Genomic DNA, 17,476 nt, shown 5'->3' on the forward strand with positions numbered 1-17,476 from the left:
CATGATTCATAACTCATCGGCTATGGATTGATCCATAACCAAATCGTGATGAATGAGTCAAGCGAGGGAGATCATGCCTTGCTCGCCTTCTTCTTCACGGGACCCCGCAGCCCGGCTTCCAGCGCCAGCTTCGCCCATTCCCTTAGCGCCTCGCCGTCGTCATAGGTCTCGGCCGGCGCGCGGCGATAGTTCATCGAACCGGAGCGACCCTCGCCCATCTGGTAGGTGAAGCGCGGGCAGCCGGCCTCGTCCCAGATCGCGTCGCTCATCGCATCGGCCTTGAGCCACAGCTCGCCGTCGTCGAGAATCGCGAACACGGTGCCGTCGAGATACAGTGTCCGGCCGCCCATCATCGCGCGATGCGAGAGCGTGCCAAGCGGCGCGAGCTCTTCGGCCAGCCAGTCGATCAGCCCGTCATCCGCCATTGGGTCCTCCGCTCGCCAATCTGGTCAACGCCTCGCCATCGACGCGGTTGACTGTCCAGTCTTCCATCGAGCGGGCGCCGAGCGCGTGATAGAAATCGATCGCAGGCTGGTTCCAGTCAAGTACCGCCCATTCGAGCCGGGCGCAGTCGCGTTCGATCGCGAGCTGTGCCAGCCGGACCAGCAGCGCCTTGCCCGCGCCGGCGCCGCGCGCCTCGGGCGCCACGAACAGATCCTCCAGATAGATGCCGGGTCGCCCCTCGAAGGTCGAGAAATTGTGAAAGAACAGGGCGAAGCCCACAGGAGCGCCGGCAAGCTCGGCGACCAGCACCTCCGCCATCGGCCGCTCGCCGAACAGGTGGCGGGCGAGCACATCACGGTCGGCGCGCGCTTCATGGGACAGTTGCTCATAATCGGCGAGTGCGCGGATGAAGCCGAGGATGAGGTCGATGTCGTCCGGCACGGCGGCGCGGACCGAAAGGGTGGTCATGCCGCCTCCGGTTCGATGTTGGGATGTGGGCGGCCCGGCTGCTGGCGCGCGGCCCAGAGGCAGCCGGCAACGATCATCGCTGCGCCCGCGACGGTGGCGGGCAGGACATGCTCGCCGAACAGCCACCAGCCGAGCAGCGAGGCCCAGATGAAAGCGGTATATTCGACCACGACCAGCCGCTGGGCCTCGGCCCGCGCATAGGACCAGGCGAGCAGCATGATCGCGCTGGTGCCGACGACCGAGGCGAGCAGAATGGTCGGCCAGTGCGCGACATCGGGCACGGTCGCGAGCCAGGGCGCCGCCGTGCCATAGAAACAGGCGGCGACCAGATTGAAGGCGAAGGCGACCTCGATGGGGCTCGCCGCCATCGACTGGCGCCGGCCGATCACCAGGCTGATGGCCCAGAATATCGAGGCGATCAGGATGGCGACAGCGCCGCCGATCGTGCCGCCCTTGCCCTGCGCGCCGGACTGGCCGGCGAGGATGACGAGCACGCCGGCAAAGGCGACCAGCGATCCCGCGACGGCGCGCCGGCCCACGCGCTCCTTGAGGAACAGGGCGGCGAGGCCGAGCGCGACCAGCGGTGCGACGAAAGAAAGCGCGATGCCCTGCGCGAGTGGCACGCGCACCAGGCCCCAGAAGAAGAGCAGCACCGACAGGCCGCCAGCCAGGCTGCGGCTGACATGCAGCGCCAGGATGCGCCGGTCAGGCACGCGCCCGACGGCGGCGAGAAAGGCGGGAGCCAGCATGACCGCGCCTGTGAGCGTGCGCCAGAGCAGTGCGTTATAAGGGCCGATCGCGATCGACAGGCCCTTCATGATCGCATCCATGACCGAGAAGATCGCAACGCCGAGGCAGGCGACCGCAAAGGGGAGCAAGGTGGAGGCGCGCGGCGAGGTCATCCCGGCTCTCCTAGGAGAGGGCGTGCGGCGATGCGAGACCATTGTTCGGCCACCCCGTCGCTGCCATAGTCGCGTCGACATACAGGAGAGGCCATGACTGATCCCGATCTTTCGCCGCTGTTCAAGCCGCTGGCGCTGGGCAACGTCACCTTGCGCAATCGCTTCGTCATGCCGGCGATGCAGATCGGCTTCACGGAGAATTGCGGGCCGTCGCTGCGCACGATCGGTTATCTGCGCGGCCGGGCGGAGGGTGGCTGCGGCCTCATCTTCTCGGAAAGCTGCGCGCCCGATCATCCGAGCGGCTACTGGCAGGGGGCCTTCTGCGTGATGAACGGCGAGACGCGCGGGCGCTGGGCGCAGCTCAGCGATGCCGTGAAAGGCGCCGGAGCGGCCTTCGCAGTGCAGCTCTGGCATCCGGGCGGGCAGCGCCGCCCGATCGAGGGCTTTCCGCACGCCGATGCGCCGACGCTGAGCCCCTCCGGCCTGATCCAGGCGGATCGCGAAGGGGGGCGGGCGATGACCCGCGACGAGATGGACGACCTTGCCGCGACCTTCGTGCGTGCCGCCGAGGATGCCAGGGCGATCGGCGCGGACGGGATCGAGCTGCATTGCGCGCATGGCTACCTCATGGACCAGTTCCTGTGGGCCGAGACCAATGTCCGCGACGATGGCTATGGCGGCGAGGCGATCGCCGACCGGGCGCGCTATCCACTCGCCGTGGCCGCCGCGATCCGGCAGGCTGTGGGGCCGGACTTCCTTGTCTCGCTGCGCTTCTCGCAGTTCAAGGAAGTCGATTATGGCGCCCGGGTGTTCCGCACGCCCGAGGAACTGGCCGAGTTCGGCGCACTGGCACGGGCCGCCGGCGTATCGATGCTCAACGTTTCCTCGCGGCGCTTCGGCAAGCCCGAGTGGCCCGAGCGCGACCCGGATCTCGGCATTGCCGGCTGGGCCAAGAAGCTCACCGACCTGCCGGTGATGACGATCGGCAGCATCGGACTCTCGACCGACATCTTCGCCGATCTGTTCGACGGTGAGGACCCGGGCCTGCGCATCGCCGCCGATCTCGGCGACCTGATGCGGCGCTTCAACGGCGGCGAGTTCGACATGGTCGGCGTCGGGCGTATGCAGATCGCCAATGCCGACTTCGTCAACAAGCTGCGCGAGGGCCGGTATGATGCGCTGCGGCTGTACAACAAGGCCGTCGATTTGAAGCACCTCATGGCGCAGGTGGTGCCCGGCGCCGTCGAGGAGCATCGCAAGACGGCGGAGGCGTGAGGGGAGGGCGCACCTGCGCCTCTTTCGCGACCCCGCGCTCGCCTCCCGTCACCCCAGCGGACGCTGGGGTCTCTGGCGGTAGGGAAGTGCAGGCTCGGATGAGATCCCAGCTTTCGCGGGATGACGAGGTGACAATCCGCCATCAGGGCAGCGCGCTGATCCAGCCCGCTGCGATCCTGCCCGCCTGCGCCAACACGGCTTCGTCCTCCGGCCTTGTATCGCCGCCGCGTGCCCTGGTTTCGAGGAAGGCGGCGATCAGGAAGGGCTCGGCGCGGTCCGGGCGCCAGACAATGGCGAGATCGTTGACCTTCCCGGCATAGCTGCCGTCGCCGGGATTGGTGCCGGACTTGTCGCCCGCGCGCCAGCCGGCGGGGAATCCACCGCGCAGGCGCTTGAGGCCGGTCTGCGTGCCCACCATCCAGTCGATCAGGCGCCCGCGGGAGGCGGCCAGCAGCGCCGGGCGCGTCAGCATCGTGCGCATCGCATTGGCCATCGCGGCCGGCGTAGTCGTGTCGCGCGGGTCGCCGTCATGGCTGGTGTTGAGAGCGGGCTCGTTGCGGTCGAGGCGCGAGACATCGTCGCCGATCGCGCGCCAGAAATCGGTCAACGCCGCCGGTCCGCCGATCTTGCGCAGGAGGATGTTGGCCGCGCCATTGTCGCTCTGGGTCTGTGCGGCCTCGACGAGCGCGAGGATTGGCAGGCTGGTCTTGCCGGCGTCGAGCGCGCCGCGCAGCACCGGCGAATGACCGACCGGGTCGCTCTTGGCGATCGGGAGCGTCGCGTCCGCGGCGATCTCTCCCGCATCGATCCGCGCGAGGATCGCGGCGGCGAGCGTCAGCTTGAAGGTTGAGCACATGGCGAAGCGCTCGTTCAGCCGGGCGCCGGTGATCATGCCGGTCCTGCTGTCCAGCACCGCAACGCCGAGCCGCCCGCCCGACGCTGTCTCCAGCGCGGCGAGATCGGCCTCGACATTGGGCATGGCCCTCGTGGTCGCCAGTCCCGCGATCGGGGTGCCGGCAAGGGCGAGTCCGGCGGCCAACAGGGTGCGGCGATCAGTCAGCATGGGGCGCCTTTCGGTAATGGAGTGTGCATTGAAGCACACACGATGCGGTTTCCGGTGCGAGTCATGACGCGGATTTCGGGCCGGGCCGCGCGCGCAGGGGCGCCAAGTCCCGGAAAGATAGGGCAAATGCGTGCCCGCCGGTCGAAACTTCTTCAACCTCGCACATATGCGCAATAGTCATTGATAAAAGTCTCGCTATTTCATCGGCTTGCGTCGAAGCTTCTTAGCTCGGCGCGATGAAATAGGACATGGGATATTTGTCCCATGGCGCGGCTTGATCTCAGGGCGCCTCGGACGATTCGGCCTCCTCGTCGAGACGAGCGATCTTCCCCACCTCCAGCCGATCGATCCGCAGCCGGCGGATCCGCGCGGAGCCGATCGAGAGCCGTCCGATGGCGAGCGCGCCCAAGGCGACGGCGCCCATGGCGAGCGCGCCCAGCGCCGCGGCGCCGAGCAGGGTCATTCCGGTGGCCGATGCGCCCGTCGCCGCGGCCCCAGTCGCGACGGCGCCGTGAGCACGCTTCGTTACCGGTGATTTGGCATCCCGTCCCGCCACTACAATATTCCCGCCGCCGCTCATCGCTCGTTTCCAGGGCGCAGTTCCGCGATGAAGCCGATCCTGCGATAGCCCATTCTCTGCAGCGTGAAAATCGTGCCGCCGATGCATCGATAGGGAAGGTCCGATCGCGTGTCGGCCTGCACATGGAGCGGCGTATCGAGCGAGCCGAGTTTTGCGTTCAGCCGCTTGAGTGTGGCCGGGTCATCGAGCGGTTCATAGCGCTGTCCGTCAATCTGGACGCCCACATGACCCGCCGAGTCGCAATAGGGTAAGATGGTCTTGGGTTGATGCGCGCCATCGCTACAACCTGTCAAACTCGCCATGGCAGCAACGACGAGTGTGCGCTTCACTCCGCCGCGACCGCCGTCGCCTTGCCGGCGTCGGTGCCTTCGGCTTCCAGCTTGGCAGCCTCAATCTCGGCGGCCTTGGCTTCGACGAGGCTGACGATATGGTCGATCATCGTCTCGTCCTGGATGTGGTGATCGGTGACGCCGGACAGATAGACCATATGCTTGCCGTTGCCGCCGCCGGTGATGCCGATGTCGGTCTCGCGCGCCTCCCCCGGGCCATTGACGACACAGCCGAGCACGGAGAGCGAGATGGGCGTGTTGATATGCTGGAGGCGGGTTTCCAGCGCCTCGACGGTGCGGATGACGTCGAAGCCCTGACGCGCGCAACTCGGGCAGGAGACGACGCGCACGCCGCGGGTGCGGATGCCGAGCGACTTCAATATCTCGTAGCCGACGCGGACTTCCTCCTCCGGCTCGGCGGAGAGCGAAACGCGGATCGTGTCGCCGATGCCGGCCCAGAGCAGATTGCCGATGCCGATCGCGCTCTTGACCGTGCCGCCGATCAGGCCGCCCGCCTCGGTGATGCCGAGATGCAGGGGGCAATCGACCGCGTCGGCGAGTTGCATATAGGCGGCGACGGCGAGGAACACGTCGCTGGCCTTCACCGCGACTTTGTATTCGTGGAAATCCTGATCCTGCAGCAGCTTGATATGGTCGAGCGCGGACTCGACCAAAGCCTCGGGGCAGGGCTCGCCATATTTCTCGAGCAGGTCCTTCTCGAGGGAGCCGCCATTGACGCCGATGCGGATCGCGCAGCCATTGGCCTTGGCGGCGTCGACCACTTCCTTCACGCGCGCCGCCGAGCCGATGTTGCCGGGATTGATGCGCAGGCAGGCGGCGCCGGCGTCGGCAGCCTCCAGGGCGCGCTTATAGTGGAAATGAATGTCCGCGATGATCGGCACCTTCGCGGCGCGGACAATCTGCTTGAGCGCGGCGGTCGACTCGACGTCCGGGCAGGAAACGCGGATGAGGTCGACGCCGGCCTCCTCGCAGCGGCGGATCTGGTCGATCGTCGCGCGCGCGTCCGAGGTCGGCGTGTTGGTCATGGTCTGCACGGTGATCGGCGCGCCGCCGCCGACGGGCACGTTGCCGACCATGATCTGGCGGCAGTCGCGCCGCGCAATGTCGCGCCAGGGGCGCAGGCCGGGATTATGCTCGGACATTTGGGCTCCGCGGGAGAGGCGTCATGGCGGGCTTATAGCGACGCGAGGGAGCGGAGGCGAGGGTGGAGTTGGGGTCGGTACGGGAGCGCGATAGTCAGGACTCGGGGTCGGCCTTTGGCGACGCCTTGCGTTTCCTGGCGATGTTTGCGCTTTCCGCCTTGAGCGGGCGGGAGACCGGGCAGACCTCCTGGACATAGGCGTTGAGCGTGTTGGTCAGATTGTCCGGCATGAGCCGGTAGTAGATAAATTGTCCGCGTTTATCGCTCTCGATGAGCCCGGCATTTTCGAGAATCGCGAGATGCTGCGAGACAGCAGGCTTGGACATGGCGAATCGCGAGGCGATCTCGCCCGCATTCAGCTCGGTATGCGCCAGATAGGCGAGAATCTTCCGGCGCGGCGAGGAGGACAGGGCTTCGAAAATCTTCTGCATGGGTTGGTATTTAAGGAATAAGCTAACCACTTGACAAGGGCAACGCATTATTTAAGAAATTAGCTAAATAGCTTGAGGAGTCGAGTCATGAGGGAAGCGCAGGATCGATGCCAGGTCAACAGCCTGGTCGAGACAGCGGGATGCAGTCCCGTCGAGGGCGTCGTGCGCTGGGAAGCGGTCCATTCGCTCTGGAATGGCAGCATGCTCGCCGTCTCGCTGCTTGTGGCTCCGCTGCTGTTCAGCCCGAGCGCGTTCCTCGTCTTTCTGCTGCTCACCGGGGCGTCGCTGCTGCTCGGGCATAGCGTGGGCTTCCATCGCCGGCTCATACATCGCAGTTTCGATTGCCCCCTGTGGCTCGAGCGGGTGCTGGTGTGGATCGGCACCTGCGTCAGGATAAGCGGGCCGTTCTGGATGATCCGCGCCCATGATCTGCGCGACTGGGCGCAGCGACAGGCCGGTTGTCACGACTATCTCGCGCATCGCCGCCCCATGCTGATCGATGCCTGGTGGCAGATGCATTGCCGGCTGGCGCTTGCCCATCCGCCGCACTTCGATCTCGGCCGCGCGGGCCGCGATCCTTTCTACCGCTTTCTCGAAGCGACCTGGATGGCGCAGCAGTTGCCCATCGCCGCGCTGCTGTTTCTCGGCGGGGGCTGGTCATGGGTCGTGTGGGGCGTGTGCGTGCGGGTCAGCGCCAGCGTGACAGGGCACTGGTTCGTCGGGCATCTTGCCCACCGGCGTGGCCCGCAGAACTGGCTGGTCAAAGATGCCGGCGTACAGGCTCATGACGTGCCCTGGGCCGCGATTCCGACCATGGGCGAGGCCTGGCACAACAACCATCATGCCTTCCCGGGCTCGGCGCGCATCGGCCTCTATCCCGGTCAGAGCGATTGGGGCTACATCTTCATCCGGCTGCTCGCCTCGGTGGGCCTGGCATGGAAGATCATGCTGCCTGAGGATTTACAGCGCGTCGACGCGCTTCGGCGTGCGCCGCGTGTGGAAACTCCACGGGCAACACGCGCTGCAACCGCAAGCAGGAGTCTGAGCCGGTGAGCCGCTTTTCGATGCGCAATCCAATCGGCCCGCTTGCCTATCTGCTTCTTGCCCCGCCGCTGTTGTTCGCGCAGCAGATCGCCACTTTGTTTGTCTTCAAGGCAGCCGGGCAAGGGTTCGATCCTGATCTTCTCTTCTGGCTGATACCGCTGCGCGCCGTATTGTCGCCCCGCTTGGGGGGATAGAAGCGCTGGGGTGAATCGATATTCGGCGATCAGCCCTACTCCTTGCCACCCCAACGCCAGCGCCAGCCGCCGCGCGTCTTGCGCTGGCATATGCGCACGAAGAGTAGGGTGGCGGCGACGGCGAGCGCGAAGAACAGCATCGCCTGCGCCGGATGCAAGGGCGCGAGCGAGATGCCGAGCAGCATGATGCCGGGCAACAACAGGAGAAAGGACAGCATCAGCACCCAGCCCTGCCAGGCGATGGGCAGGCCGGCGCCGAGGCCATAGCGCTTTGGCGCGAACCAGGCGCCTTCCTCGAAGAGTTTGTGCAGCATGCGCTTTTCTTCCTTCCGTTTTCCTCCCCTCGTCATCCCAGCGAAAGCTGGGATCTGGTCCGCACGAGATCCCAGCTTCCGCTGGGATGACGAGGAGTGAGTATCTAGACCCTGGTCATCGTCCACTGGCCGTCGTTGCCCTTGCAGGCCTGATAGGTCTCGGCCTGCTCGGCTTCGCCCGGCACGCTGACGCTCTGGGTCACCATCTTGCAGCTGTTGGCGGCGACCAGCGTCGAGCGCTTGAGCAGGGCGGCCGAGACATAGCCCTGGCCCACGCCATTCTCGGAGACCAGCATCCAGGGCTGGCCCTTGACCTGTGCCGGCACCCAGACGCGCTGGCCGGCAGGCAGCGTCGCGCGCACGGCGGCGCTGGTGCTCGGGGCGCCGCGCAGATTGACGCTGCTGCTGGTCGTGTAGCTCTCGCCGATCTTCACATAATTGCCGGCCGGCTCGACGCCCGAGGCGAAGCGCAGATTGCCGAGGCCGGCGCCGTCGCTCGTGCCGTTGACGACGTCGACGCGGCCGGATGCACCGGTCTCCTCGTTGCGCCAGCTCTGGCTCGTGCCGGTGTCGAGCGCGGCCTGCGCTGCGCGCTCGGCCTTGTCGCGGTCATTGCGCTGCAGCTTGCAGCCGACCGCCGAGCCCGCCGCCGCACCGAGCGCGCCGCCGATCAGCGTGCCGAGCGTGCGGCTGCCCGATCCGGCGATGCGATTGCCGAGCAGGCCGCCCGCGACGCCGCCGATCGCCGCCGCGATGCCCTGCTTGTTGCCCTCCGCCGAGCAACCGAGAATGCCGCCGAGGAAGCCGCGATCGTTGGAGCGGGCCTGGCCATAGCCGCCATCCTGTGCGGCGAGGACTGGGGCATTGCCGCTGCTCGTCTGGGGCTGGGCCTGCTGCGTCGCCTGCGTGCCGATGGCGGCGGCGGGACCGGCGGCAGCGAGGGCGGCGAGCGAAGCGGCGGTGACGAAGGTGCGGATCATAAAGATGCTCTCCTCATGGGGGTCATTGGGCCGGATTCGCGCATGTTTCGGGCTTCGGTTCAAGAGTCCGCGCGGCAGAACGCCCCAGACGTTACATGCCTTCATAGATCGTCCTTCGGCGGGCGTCCCCGCTTGCGCGCTTCGGGCGGGGCGAGCCTGACGCCGCGCTTCGCCAGCCCCTCGCGCAGCATCAGCTCGATCTGCGCGTTGACGCTGCGCAGCTCGCCGGCCGCGCAGCGCTGCAGCGCATCGAAGAGGGCCCGGTCGACCCGCAGCGCGAAGGGCTTTTTGGCCTCGCTCACCGTCCCGTGGTCCTCCGCTCCTATTGATAGAGCGAGCCGGCATTGACGACCGGCTGCGTGTCCCGCTCGGAGCAGAGCACGACCATGAGGTTGGAGACCATCGCCGCCTTGCGCTCGTCGTCCAGCTCCACGACTCCCTTCTCGGAAAGCATGGTCAGCGCCATCTCGACCATGCCGACGGCGCCCTGCACCAGCTTCGAGCGCGCGGAGATGACCGCTTCTGCCTGCTGACGGCGCAGCATCGCCTGGGCGATCTCGGGCGCATAAGCCAGATGGGTGAGGCGACACTCGTCGATGATCACGCCGGCGCGCGTCACCCGGTCCTGCAGCTGGTTCTCGAGCTGCTCGCTGACTTCGGCCGCGTCGCCGCGCAGGGTCACCTCATGATGCTCGATGTCGTCATAGGGATAGCGCGAGGCAATGACGCGGATCGCGCTCTCGATCTGGATGTCGACGAACTCCTGATAATTCTCGACATCGAACAGCGCCCGCGCCGTGTCGGTCACGCGCCACACGACGTTGGTGGCCACCTCGATCGGGTTGCCGCGCAGATCGTTCACCTTGATCGTGTCCGAGGTCACATTGTGGATGCGCACCGAGATTTTCTTGCGGGTGAGCCAGGGCAGCAGCCAGCGCAGGCCGGCGCTGCGGTCCGTGCCCTTGTAGGTGCCGAAGAGCTGGATCGCCGCCGCCTGATTGGGCGAGAGCAGATAGAAGCCCGCGACCGTGAAGGCCGCCAGCAGGGCGCCCCCGATGATCGGGATGATGCCGATCTCGGGCCGGTCCGGCACCAGCGTGAGGCCATAGATGATCGCGGCGATGGCGAGCAGCAGCACGATCAGCATCGGATAGCCGCTCATCGTTGCGGCTTCATATTCCTGCGACGCGGTGAGTGCGGGGCCGCGTGGCGCCGAGTCGCTGACGGAATTGGCGGTGTTCATATCAAGCCTCCCGAAAAATCATGATATCATATTTATATCATTCACCGGAGGGGTGCAATGCCGTGCGACGGGTGGGGGAACCTGCGGGAATCTCGCTCGTTGCGACGTGTGGAAGGGGAAGAGACGTGACCCATCTACCCGACATGACATCGTTCGCCGCCGGCTATGTATTGCTCTATCATGAGGGCCATGTGAACCATTGCCCCGGCTGCGAGGGAACCCACTGGTTCGTCGGCCGCACCAGCGCGCAATGCGCCCGCTGCGAGACCGCGCTGCCGCTCGCGCAGATGACGGAGACGGCCAACCGCCCTTTGTTCGTCAGCCGGTTCAGCACCACAGCCTGCCACGCCTGAGCGCTCAGCCGGCGAAGGGTGGCTCGGGCAGGCCCGGCACCGCGACCGGGAAGGAGAAGAGCGCGCCGGCATGCGGCTGCGCGGCAAGATCGGCATCGGACAGCCCGCTGCGTGCGGTCGTGACATAGGCGGTGCGCAGGTCGGCCCCGCCGAACGCGATCATCGTCGGCCGGCTGGCCGGCAGCGTAACGGTCTGGAGAATTTCGCCCTCAGGGGACAGGCGCACGACGCGGCCGCCATCGAACAAGGCGCTCCAGTAGCAGCCCTCGGCATCGAACGACCCGCCGTCGGGGCGGCCCTTGCCCTGCTCGAACTGGTGGACGATGCGGCGCCCGGAGAGCGTTCCGGCGACCGGATCGACGTCATAGCCGCGCAGCGCATGGCTCGGCGTGTCGGCGTGGCGGAAGACGGTGCCCTCGGCATTGAAGGCGGCGCCGTTGCAGGTCAGCATGTCGCCCTCGACCCAGCTGATCGTGCCATCCGGGTCGACGCGGTAGAGTGCGGCGTCGCGCGCGCTCTTGGTCATGTTGACGCTGCCGACCCAGAAGCGGCCGGCCGGATCGGTGCGCCCGTCGTTGAAGCGGATGTCGCACTTGCCGGCGAAGATCTGGTTGCCGAAGGGCACAGGCGTGCCGTCCCAGTCTTCCAGCAGCGCCAGCCCGTCCTTCATCGCCAGAATGAGGCCGCCGGCCTTGCGGAAGGCGAAGCAGGCCACCGGCTGGTCGAACCGCCGCACCTCATCAGTGCCGGTCGCGGGATCGAAGCGGTGCAATTCGCGGGCATCGATGTCGACCCAGTAGAGGCGCTGCTCTCCGCCATGCCAGCGCGGCCCTTCGCCAAGGCTGGCGCGCGCGTCGAGGGCGATGGAGACGGGGCGAGTCATGGCGCTCGTGAATGTCGCCTTTCCGACCCGGAAGCAAGGGTCCGCGCGGCGCAGGACAAGTGACAATATCGTGACGGCATCGTTCCGAAGCGGCACGAATATTAACCATGATATACGGTAAACGAAGGTTTAATCGACTATAACGTCCGTTAATATCGTTTGCGTGGAGTGCGTTGCGATCTTCTGGTGGAGGAGGTCGAACCGCTACCGCAGAGCAGTGGGAGTTTGCCATGACTATTCGTCTTCATATGCTGGGCGCCGTCAGCGCTCTGACCTTCTTTGCTTCGCCGGCCCTGTCGGCCGTCGAGATGTTCGACAATGCCGTTACCCTGAGCCCGACTCAGGCCGCCGGCGCCTGGTACACCGACCGTTACGCGCCCAACGGGTTCGTTTCGCCGGTTGTCTTCGATGGTGACAATCGCCTCAAGCAGACGATCAGCTCGGCCGATCTCCAGGCGAGCGAATTCTACAATACCCAAGGCCGCAAATATGACGTCAACACGACGTCGGCCAGCATCCAGCTCTATGTGCCCCAAGCCTGGTCGACGACCAATGCACGCATGGCGAGCTTCTGGGCAACCGGCAACGGATCGGACCCGATCTATCCGATCATCGAGTTCAACCAGGGCGGTTTCCGCGTGTGGGACTCGGGGAATGGCTGGGTCAATCTGGCCGGTGCCGTCAACTATGACTCATGGTACTCGCTGAGCTTCGCGATCAACGGCAGCAATGTCGACTATAAGGTCGGCAATCTCAGCGCGTCGGTCGACGCCTATGGCGCCACCTCGCTCGTCAACGTCATGCTGCAGGGTCACAACACGCAGGGCGTCGCGAGCTACGACATCTACTGGGACAACCTCTCGACGCCGGCTGCTGTTCCCGAGCCGGCAACCTGGGCGCTGATGATCGGCGGTCTCGCCCTCGTCGGTGCCAGCATGCGTCGTCGCAAGACGACCGTCGCCTTCGCCTGATCCAGGACGAAGCGATGTGAGGGGCGCGTTGCCGACTGGTCCCGGCAACGCGCCCCCTTGCTTTGGGCCTCACGCCAGAGCGCCGGTCACCAGCGCATAACCCGCGCCGCGCACCGTGCGCAGCATCGGCCAGGCGAAGCCGCGATCGAGCCTGGCGCGCAGTCGCGAGACGTGAACTTCCACGACATTGGTGCCGGGATCGAAGCCGAGCCGCCAGACCGCGCGCAGCAGCGCCTCGCGCGAATGAGGCTGGTCCGGGCAGGTGGCGAGATAGTTCAGCAGCTCGAACTCGCGCTGAAGCAGGCCGAGCGTGCGCCCCTGCCGCCGCGCCTCGCGCTCGATCAGGTCGATCTCCAGCTCACCCAGCTGCATCTGCGTCTCCGGACCCTGCCGCAGGCTGGTGACGATCGCGACGAAGCGCAGGCAGCGCGCCAGTGCCTCGTGCGTCGGCATCCAGGGGCCGATGCCATCGAGAGCGCCGAGGCTGAGGGCGCTGGCTCGATCGATGGAATCATCCTGCCATTGCCAGATCAGGGCGTGGCGCGGCAGGCCCGCCGGACCGCGCGGCAGGACGGCCAGCACCGGCTGGACATGGGCATTGCGCAGCGCCTGGACGAGGGCGCTCAGGCAAGCGTCCCGCCGGTCACCTTCCTCACAGAGCCAAAGATCGATGCGCTGCACTGTCCCCCCGAATGGCGCGCGCTGAGTCGAGCGAGACTAGGCGATCCGCGCCCGCGCGGGAGATGGGATTGATCCGGATCGGAGCAGGTCGAGCGACCGCGTGCCAGCCCGGCGCAGATGCGGACAGGTGCTGCGCAGCGCTGTCTCGGCATGCGCGAGGCGCGCCTCGTGGTCGTCGGTCGCCGCGTCGATCGCGCTCCACGCGGCGAGGCGGATGCGGGGGTCGTCGTGGCCGCGCATGAAGCTTTCGGCGAGGTCGCGGCCATTGCCACCAAGCTCATCGCTGTCGAACTGCACGCACAGGCGCAGCAGCAGCTGGGCGCTGGTCGCCGTCATGTCGCGGATGATGCGGCCGCCTTCGACATCGAAATGATATTGCCTGCGCGCACACTGCGCCTCCGTCAGGGTCATGACGTTGATCGAGACTGACAGGCTTTCGGGCGGAAGCTGATCGTGAATATCGCGATTGGCCCGGTAGAGCAGCATCTTGTCCGGCGAGAGCTGGCTGCGCTCGACGAAGCGCAGGTCGACCGGCTCGCCCGGCAGGCCCAGGATGCTCTCCGGCTCGACCTCGTAATAGTCGGACCAGTAACCTGGGCCGAGATGGCCGATCGTCAGGAAGTCGAAGGCGTGATCGTGCGGGAAGTCATAGAAGAAACTCGCCGCGCCGCTGGTGCGCAGGCAGGGCTCGCCCGCGCTCGGCCAGATATTGGCGCGCAGGAAGAAATTGCCCTCGGGCGGATGCAACAGGATGACCTGCGCCGAATAGGTGTTGGTGGCGAGCTGAGTGCGGCAATTCTCCTTGAGTGCATCCAGTGCGAGGGCCGGGAGGAACTCCCGATTGTTGCCGAGCGCGCGCAGGACGGGTGCGACCGCGAGCAGGCCATCTGTGCTGCCGCCATCGAAGGCCGGGGAGCGGCACGCATCGGCGAGGTCGGCCACATCGGCGACCTGATCGGTCTCGTGAGCGAGCAGGAGAGGCATCAGGCCGCCTCTCCGATGGAGCCATGCCGCGCCAGCACGGCCTGCGCGGCATGGCGGACGCCCTCGTCGGGGTCGTGCGCCGCCATGCGGGCGAGATAGGGCCAGGCCGCGATGGCATCGAGCGCGAGCAACTCGCGCATCACCGTCCAGCGCTCACGGCCGGAGGGGCGATCGAGCATGCCGATCAGCACGGGTATGGCCTCGCGCGTGCCGGCGGCGCGCAGGACGGACATGAGCATGCCGGCCCGGGCGAAGCCGTCGTCGCCCTGCACGGTACCGAGCGGGCGGCCATCGTCGAGCGCGAGCCTGCGTATGGGGGGCGCCGGGCGGCGGTCGATGCGGCCATGGAGCATCAGGACGGGGCGATCCTGCGGCTCGATGCGCAGGGTTTCGTGGCGCTCGTCGAGCGACAGCCACTGGCCGGGCAGGAGCGAGATCGCCCGCGTGTGCAGGCGGTCCCCGTCATGCTTGCCCAGCATCGCCTCGACCGGCGTCGGCGACAGGAGCCGGTAGAGACCGCGCGCGCCGGAGAAGCTGATATGCGGCTGGCCGACGATCCGTTCGCCATCGTCCCCGCGCTCGGCCGCCCCCTCGATCAATCCCAGCGCCAGGCGCACCGGTGGCTGGGCGGCAAGGGTCATGCTCAGGATCGAACCACTGCTCCGCACGGCCGATTGGGTCGGCAGTGCCGCAGGATCGCCCCGCATCGGCGCGATCCAGTGCGTGGCAAGCGCGAAGAGCCAGTCAATGTCCGCAAAAAGTGGCGCGAGGCATTCGGCCGCCTCGTCAACGTGCGACGCGGCCGCTGCTTCGGCAACGGCATCGAGCATCCGCTGGCGGGCATGTCGGGGTTTGCCCGGCGCCGTCGCCACGCCCGTCAGCCGGTGATTATGGCGATGATGACATAGGTCTCGCCGCCCTGCAGGCTGGCCATGTCGACCGCTGCGTTGAATAGGGCGGCTTCGTCGTCAAGCAAGGGCAGCTCGTCGATGGCAATGGTTTTGGGCATGGATCGTCCGTTTCTTGGCGGGGCCTGGCTCTGAAAGGCTAGGCGAAGCGCTGCCGGCGATTCCAATTACATCGGTGTAATTCGCAGGATGACGGTGAGGCCCGGCGCGCCGGGAACTGTCGCATCCACAGGCAGGACGATCCGCGCGGCGTCGGCGCGGGCGCGGGCGAGGATGGCGTCCGGCACGCGGCCGTCATGGACGATGCGGTCGGCAAGGCCGAGCGACCGCGCCTCGCGCAGGGTGAGGTCATCCGGATCGGCCGAGCGCAGGTGAATGATCTGCGTTTCCGCGGCCAATCCGTCGCCGGGCTCATCGAGCCAGAAGCCGACATCTGGATCGGCGCCGAGCGGATCGAGCACACCTTCCGGCGCCAGCGCGCGAGCGAGCATGTGGCGCCGCTCGGCGGGATCTGGCCAGATCGCGCGCATTTCGCTCCGCGCGGCGTGGAGCGCCGTCGCGAGGTCGCCGAGCCGGGCAGGCAGCAGATTCTCGAGCCGCTGGCGCAGCGCGGCGGCGAGGCCCGCCGACATGCCGCCGGTGGCGATGGCGACAAGCACCGGATCGCGATCGACGATCGCCGGGGTCGTGAAGTCGCACAGGGCCGGGCGGTCGACGACGTTGATGAGCAGCCCGCGCGCCTTGAGCCGTGCGGCGACGGCTGCGGCCTCGGCCTCGTCATCCAGCGCGACGAAGGCAATGCGCGCTTCGCCATTGTCCTCGCCGACCGGCATGGCGCCCGCGCGCGCGATCAGGCGGCGCTTGGCGTCCGCTGCCTCGCCGGTGCCGATCAGGATCACTGGTCGACCGGCCAGGGTAAGGAAGAGGGGCAGGCTATGCATGGTCTGCCTCCTAACAGTTTCCTGAAACGAGAACGAGCGCTGCCGGATGGCTCAAGCGCTAATCCTGCAGGAAAGCCGGCACATGCTCCGCCGCGAGGATGGTCTCGGGGAGGATGCGGTCGGCGACCACGGCGAACTTGTCGCCGTCGACCATCACTTCGGGCACCAGCGCGCGGCTGTTGTAAGTGCTCGCCATCGTCGCGCCATAGGCGCCGGCGGTGCGGAAGACCGCGAGGTCGCCGCTCTTCACCACGTCGATGTCGCGCGCCATGGCGAAGGTGTCGCCGCTCTCGCAGACCGGGCCGGCGATATTGGCGATCATCCGCTCGCCGGTGGGGGCGACGGCCTCGAAGTCGTGCCAGGCATCATACATGGCGGGCCGGGCGAGATCGTTCATCGCCGCGTCGACGATGATGAAGGGGCGGACCGCGCCGGGCTTCACCCAGATGACACGGGTCAGCAGCACCCCGGCATTGCCGACGATGACACGGCCCGGCTCGAAATAGAGCGTGACGTCCCAGCCCTTCGTCGCACGCTCGACCATCGCGCCGTAATCGGCCGGCGTCGGCGGCACCTTGTCGCGCTCGTAGGGCACGCCGAGGCCGCCACCGAGATCGACGCGGTCGATGGCGTGACCTGCAGCGCGGAGCTGCGTGACCAGCTCGCCGACCTTGCGATAGCCCGCCTCGATCGGCGCGAGATCGAAGATCTGGCTGCCGATATGCAGCGCCAGCCCACGCAGGTTCAGCCCCGGCAGCGCAGAGAGGCGGGCGAAGATGCCGGGCGCCTCGTCGATCGGCACGCCGAACTTGTTCTCCTTCTTGCCAGTCGAGATCTTGGCATGGGTGCCGGCGTCCACGTCCGGATTGACGCGCAACACCGCATCGGCGCGCTTGCCCATTGACGCGGCGATCTGCCCAAGGACGGCGCCTTCCTCCTCCAGCTCGATGTTGAACTGGCCGACACCGTCTTCCAGCGCCGCCTTGAGCTCGGCATGGGTCTTGCCGACGCCGGAGAAGACGATGTCGTGCGCCGGCATGCCGGCCGCCAGCGCGCGCTTGACCTCGCCGCCCGACACGACATCCGCGCCATAGCCCTGCCGCGCCAGCACCTTCAGCACGGCGAGGTTGGGATTGGCCTTGATCGCGAAGGCGATGTGCTTGCGTTCGATGCCGCGGAGTGCGTCCCGGAACACCTGCGCATGGCGCTCCAGCGTCGCGCGCGAATAGATATAGACCGGCGTGCCGACCGCCTCGGCGATCAGGCTCAGCGGCACATCCTCGGCGTGGAGCACGCCGTTCCTGTAATTGAAATGATCCATGGTAG

24 protein-coding genes are annotated in these 17,476 nt (G+C 67.0%); 5 read left to right on the forward strand and 19 right to left on the reverse strand.

What is annotated here, in order from left to right:
• Positions 1 to 71: 71 nt before the first annotated feature.
• Genes KK488_RS17205 through KK488_RS17215 form a run of 3 tightly spaced genes read right to left on the reverse strand, consistent with a single transcriptional unit; the run spans position 72 to position 1,814 of the window.
• The gene (locus tag KK488_RS17205) at positions 72 to 425 is read right to left on the reverse strand and encodes a TfoX/Sxy family protein (protein WP_214624942.1); all 354 of its coding nucleotides are present in this window, start codon (positions 423 to 425) and stop codon (positions 72 to 74) included.
• Positions 415 to 912, reverse strand: a complete 498-nt coding sequence (locus KK488_RS17210) for a GNAT family N-acetyltransferase (protein WP_214624943.1) — start codon at positions 910 to 912, stop codon at positions 415 to 417. The genes KK488_RS17205 and KK488_RS17210 overlap by 11 nt, the downstream gene beginning before the upstream one ends.
• On the reverse strand, positions 909 to 1,814 hold the full coding sequence (locus KK488_RS17215) for a DMT family transporter (protein WP_214624944.1): 906 nt from the start codon (positions 1,812 to 1,814) through the stop codon (positions 909 to 911). The genes KK488_RS17210 and KK488_RS17215 overlap by 4 nt, the downstream gene beginning before the upstream one ends.
• Positions 1,815 to 1,907: 93 nt before the next feature.
• Between KK488_RS17215 and KK488_RS17220 the strand changes: the two genes are divergently transcribed.
• Positions 1,908 to 3,089: an oxidoreductase gene (locus KK488_RS17220; RefSeq protein ID WP_214624945.1), complete on the forward strand. Its 1,182-nt coding sequence runs from the start codon at positions 1,908 to 1,910 to the stop codon at positions 3,087 to 3,089.
• A gap of 142 nt (positions 3,090 to 3,231) precedes the next feature.
• Here the strand turns inward: KK488_RS17220 and bla are convergent, their stop codons facing one another.
• From bla to KK488_RS17245, 5 genes are all read right to left on the reverse strand, one after another.
• Positions 3,232 to 4,152: a class A beta-lactamase gene (gene bla / locus KK488_RS17225; protein ID WP_214624946.1), complete on the reverse strand. Its 921-nt coding sequence runs from the start codon at positions 4,150 to 4,152 to the stop codon at positions 3,232 to 3,234.
• 280 nt (positions 4,153 to 4,432) lie between these two features.
• Entirely contained in the window at positions 4,433 to 4,615 is a 183-nt protein-coding gene (locus KK488_RS17230) for a hypothetical protein (RefSeq protein WP_250890637.1), read from the reverse strand.
• A gap of 113 nt (positions 4,616 to 4,728) precedes the next feature.
• Positions 4,729 to 4,956 carry a hypothetical protein gene (locus KK488_RS17235; protein WP_214624947.1) on the reverse strand — a complete coding sequence of 76 codons (228 nt, stop codon included), beginning with the start codon at positions 4,954 to 4,956 and terminating at the stop codon, positions 4,729 to 4,731.
• Between the two features lie 101 nt (positions 4,957 to 5,057).
• Positions 5,058 to 6,224 carry a flavodoxin-dependent (E)-4-hydroxy-3-methylbut-2-enyl-diphosphate synthase gene (ispG, locus tag KK488_RS17240; protein ID WP_214624948.1) on the reverse strand — a complete coding sequence of 389 codons (1,167 nt, stop codon included), beginning with the start codon at positions 6,222 to 6,224 and terminating at the stop codon, positions 5,058 to 5,060.
• 94 nt (positions 6,225 to 6,318) lie between these two features.
• Positions 6,319 to 6,654: a metalloregulator ArsR/SmtB family transcription factor gene (locus KK488_RS17245; RefSeq protein WP_214624949.1), complete on the reverse strand. Its 336-nt coding sequence runs from the start codon at positions 6,652 to 6,654 to the stop codon at positions 6,319 to 6,321.
• 87 nt (positions 6,655 to 6,741) lie between these two features.
• Between KK488_RS17245 and KK488_RS17250 the strand changes: the two genes are divergently transcribed.
• Both KK488_RS17250 and KK488_RS17255 read left to right on the forward strand, forming a co-directional pair.
• Positions 6,742 to 7,707, forward strand: a complete 966-nt coding sequence (locus tag KK488_RS17250) for an acyl-CoA desaturase (protein WP_214624950.1) — start codon at positions 6,742 to 6,744, stop codon at positions 7,705 to 7,707.
• Positions 7,704 to 7,892 carry a hypothetical protein gene (locus KK488_RS17255; protein WP_214624951.1) on the forward strand — a complete coding sequence of 63 codons (189 nt, stop codon included), beginning with the start codon at positions 7,704 to 7,706 and terminating at the stop codon, positions 7,890 to 7,892. Before KK488_RS17250 ends, KK488_RS17255 begins: the two co-directional genes overlap by 4 nt.
• 35 nt (positions 7,893 to 7,927) lie before the next feature.
• Here the strand turns inward: KK488_RS17255 and KK488_RS17260 are convergent, their stop codons facing one another.
• The 4 genes from KK488_RS17260 to KK488_RS17275 all read right to left on the reverse strand — a co-directional run bounded on the left by KK488_RS17260 (position 7,928) and on the right by KK488_RS17275 (position 10,429).
• Positions 7,928 to 8,206 (reverse strand): hypothetical protein, encoded by a 279-nt coding sequence (locus KK488_RS17260; RefSeq protein WP_214624952.1) that lies wholly within the window; start codon positions 8,204 to 8,206, stop codon positions 7,928 to 7,930.
• A gap of 104 nt (positions 8,207 to 8,310) precedes the next feature.
• The gene (locus KK488_RS17265) at positions 8,311 to 9,186 is read right to left on the reverse strand and encodes an SH3 domain-containing protein (RefSeq protein WP_214624953.1); all 876 of its coding nucleotides are present in this window, start codon (positions 9,184 to 9,186) and stop codon (positions 8,311 to 8,313) included.
• Between the two features lie 101 nt (positions 9,187 to 9,287).
• Positions 9,288 to 9,488 (reverse strand): type II toxin-antitoxin system antitoxin, encoded by a 201-nt coding sequence (locus KK488_RS17270; RefSeq protein ID WP_214624954.1) that lies wholly within the window; start codon positions 9,486 to 9,488, stop codon positions 9,288 to 9,290.
• A gap of 20 nt (positions 9,489 to 9,508) precedes the next feature.
• A complete protein-coding gene (locus KK488_RS17275) occupies positions 9,509 to 10,429 on the reverse strand; it encodes an SPFH domain-containing protein (RefSeq protein WP_214624955.1) in 921 nt (306 codons plus the stop codon).
• A 125-nt stretch (positions 10,430 to 10,554) separates the two neighbouring features.
• On the opposite strand from KK488_RS17275, the gene KK488_RS17280 reads away from it, so the two are divergent.
• Positions 10,555 to 10,782, forward strand: coding sequence for a hypothetical protein (locus KK488_RS17280; RefSeq protein WP_214624956.1), 228 nt, complete (start codon positions 10,555 to 10,557; stop codon positions 10,780 to 10,782).
• Positions 10,783 to 10,786: 4 nt separating this feature from the next.
• Here the strand turns inward: KK488_RS17280 and KK488_RS17285 are convergent, their stop codons facing one another.
• On the reverse strand, positions 10,787 to 11,665 hold the full coding sequence (locus tag KK488_RS17285) for an SMP-30/gluconolactonase/LRE family protein (RefSeq protein WP_214624957.1): 879 nt from the start codon (positions 11,663 to 11,665) through the stop codon (positions 10,787 to 10,789).
• Positions 11,666 to 11,895: 230 nt separating this feature from the next.
• Here KK488_RS17285 and KK488_RS21465 point away from each other — a divergent pair, with 230 nt between their 5' ends.
• Complete coding sequence (locus tag KK488_RS21465; protein WP_250890638.1) at positions 11,896 to 12,636, forward strand: PEPxxWA-CTERM sorting domain-containing protein; 741 nt, start codon at positions 11,896 to 11,898, stop codon at positions 12,634 to 12,636.
• 69 nt (positions 12,637 to 12,705) lie between these two features.
• On the opposite strand, the gene KK488_RS17295 is transcribed toward KK488_RS21465, so the two are convergent.
• The 6 genes from KK488_RS17295 to lysA all read right to left on the reverse strand — a co-directional run bounded on the left by KK488_RS17295 (position 12,706) and on the right by lysA (position 17,471).
• Positions 12,706 to 13,317, reverse strand: a complete 612-nt coding sequence (locus KK488_RS17295; RefSeq protein ID WP_349356921.1) for a winged helix-turn-helix domain-containing protein — start codon at positions 13,315 to 13,317, stop codon at positions 12,706 to 12,708.
• A 36-nt stretch (positions 13,318 to 13,353) separates the two neighbouring features.
• Entirely contained in the window at positions 13,354 to 14,301 is a 948-nt protein-coding gene (locus KK488_RS17300) for a transposase (RefSeq protein WP_214624958.1), read from the reverse strand.
• A complete protein-coding gene (locus KK488_RS17305; protein WP_214624959.1) occupies positions 14,301 to 15,173 on the reverse strand; it encodes a HEAT repeat domain-containing protein in 873 nt (290 codons plus the stop codon). The genes KK488_RS17300 and KK488_RS17305 overlap by 1 nt, the downstream gene beginning before the upstream one ends.
• A gap of 5 nt (positions 15,174 to 15,178) precedes the next feature.
• The gene (locus KK488_RS21615; RefSeq protein ID WP_284732228.1) at positions 15,179 to 15,310 is read right to left on the reverse strand and encodes a hypothetical protein; all 132 of its coding nucleotides are present in this window, start codon (positions 15,308 to 15,310) and stop codon (positions 15,179 to 15,181) included.
• A 66-nt stretch (positions 15,311 to 15,376) separates the two neighbouring features.
• Positions 15,377 to 16,150: a precorrin-2 dehydrogenase/sirohydrochlorin ferrochelatase family protein gene (locus tag KK488_RS17310; protein ID WP_214624960.1), complete on the reverse strand. Its 774-nt coding sequence runs from the start codon at positions 16,148 to 16,150 to the stop codon at positions 15,377 to 15,379.
• A 58-nt stretch (positions 16,151 to 16,208) separates the two neighbouring features.
• Positions 16,209 to 17,471 (reverse strand): diaminopimelate decarboxylase, encoded by a 1,263-nt coding sequence (lysA, locus tag KK488_RS17315; protein ID WP_214624961.1) that lies wholly within the window; start codon positions 17,469 to 17,471, stop codon positions 16,209 to 16,211.
• Positions 17,472 to 17,476: the final 5 nt, after the last annotated feature.

Origin of the sequence: Sphingobium nicotianae (assembly GCF_018603885.1) — a bacterium.
GTDB classification, from domain to species: domain Bacteria; phylum Pseudomonadota; class Alphaproteobacteria; order Sphingomonadales; family Sphingomonadaceae; genus Sphingobium; species Sphingobium nicotianae.

Bases quoted from the DNA above. Each gene is read 5' to 3' on its own strand.
- KK488_RS21465 (WP_250890638.1), top strand. From the start codon at position 11,896: ATGACTATTCGTCTTCATATGCTGGGCGCCGTCAGCGCTCTGACCTTC.
- KK488_RS17310 (WP_214624960.1), bottom strand. From the start codon at position 16,150: ATGCATAGCCTGCCCCTCTTCCTTACCCTGGCCGGTCGACCAGTGATC.
- KK488_RS17265 (WP_214624953.1), bottom strand. From the start codon at position 9,186: ATGATCCGCACCTTCGTCACCGCCGCTTCGCTCGCCGCCCTCGCTGCC.
- KK488_RS17250 (WP_214624950.1), top strand. From the start codon at position 6,742: ATGAGGGAAGCGCAGGATCGATGCCAGGTCAACAGCCTGGTCGAGACA.
- KK488_RS21615 (WP_284732228.1), bottom strand. From the start codon at position 15,310: ATGCCCAAAACCATTGCCATCGACGAGCTGCCCTTGCTTGACGACGAA.
- KK488_RS17245 (WP_214624949.1), bottom strand. From the start codon at position 6,654: ATGCAGAAGATTTTCGAAGCCCTGTCCTCCTCGCCGCGCCGGAAGATT.
- KK488_RS17220 (WP_214624945.1), top strand. From the start codon at position 1,908: ATGACTGATCCCGATCTTTCGCCGCTGTTCAAGCCGCTGGCGCTGGGC.
- KK488_RS17260 (WP_214624952.1), bottom strand. From the start codon at position 8,206: ATGCTGCACAAACTCTTCGAGGAAGGCGCCTGGTTCGCGCCAAAGCGC.
- KK488_RS17205 (WP_214624942.1), bottom strand. From the start codon at position 425: ATGGCGGATGACGGGCTGATCGACTGGCTGGCCGAAGAGCTCGCGCCG.
- bla (WP_214624946.1), bottom strand. From the start codon at position 4,152: ATGCTGACTGATCGCCGCACCCTGTTGGCCGCCGGACTCGCCCTTGCC.
- KK488_RS17215 (WP_214624944.1), bottom strand. From the start codon at position 1,814: ATGACCTCGCCGCGCGCCTCCACCTTGCTCCCCTTTGCGGTCGCCTGC.
- KK488_RS17300 (WP_214624958.1), bottom strand. From the start codon at position 14,301: ATGCCTCTCCTGCTCGCTCACGAGACCGATCAGGTCGCCGATGTGGCC.
- ispG (WP_214624948.1), bottom strand. From the start codon at position 6,224: ATGTCCGAGCATAATCCCGGCCTGCGCCCCTGGCGCGACATTGCGCGG.
- KK488_RS17210 (WP_214624943.1), bottom strand. From the start codon at position 912: ATGACCACCCTTTCGGTCCGCGCCGCCGTGCCGGACGACATCGACCTC.
- KK488_RS17275 (WP_214624955.1), bottom strand. From the start codon at position 10,429: ATGAACACCGCCAATTCCGTCAGCGACTCGGCGCCACGCGGCCCCGCA.
- KK488_RS17230 (WP_250890637.1), bottom strand. From the start codon at position 4,615: ATGACCCTGCTCGGCGCCGCGGCGCTGGGCGCGCTCGCCATGGGCGCC.
- lysA (WP_214624961.1), bottom strand. From the start codon at position 17,471: ATGGATCATTTCAATTACAGGAACGGCGTGCTCCACGCCGAGGATGTG.
- KK488_RS17285 (WP_214624957.1), bottom strand. From the start codon at position 11,665: ATGACTCGCCCCGTCTCCATCGCCCTCGACGCGCGCGCCAGCCTTGGC.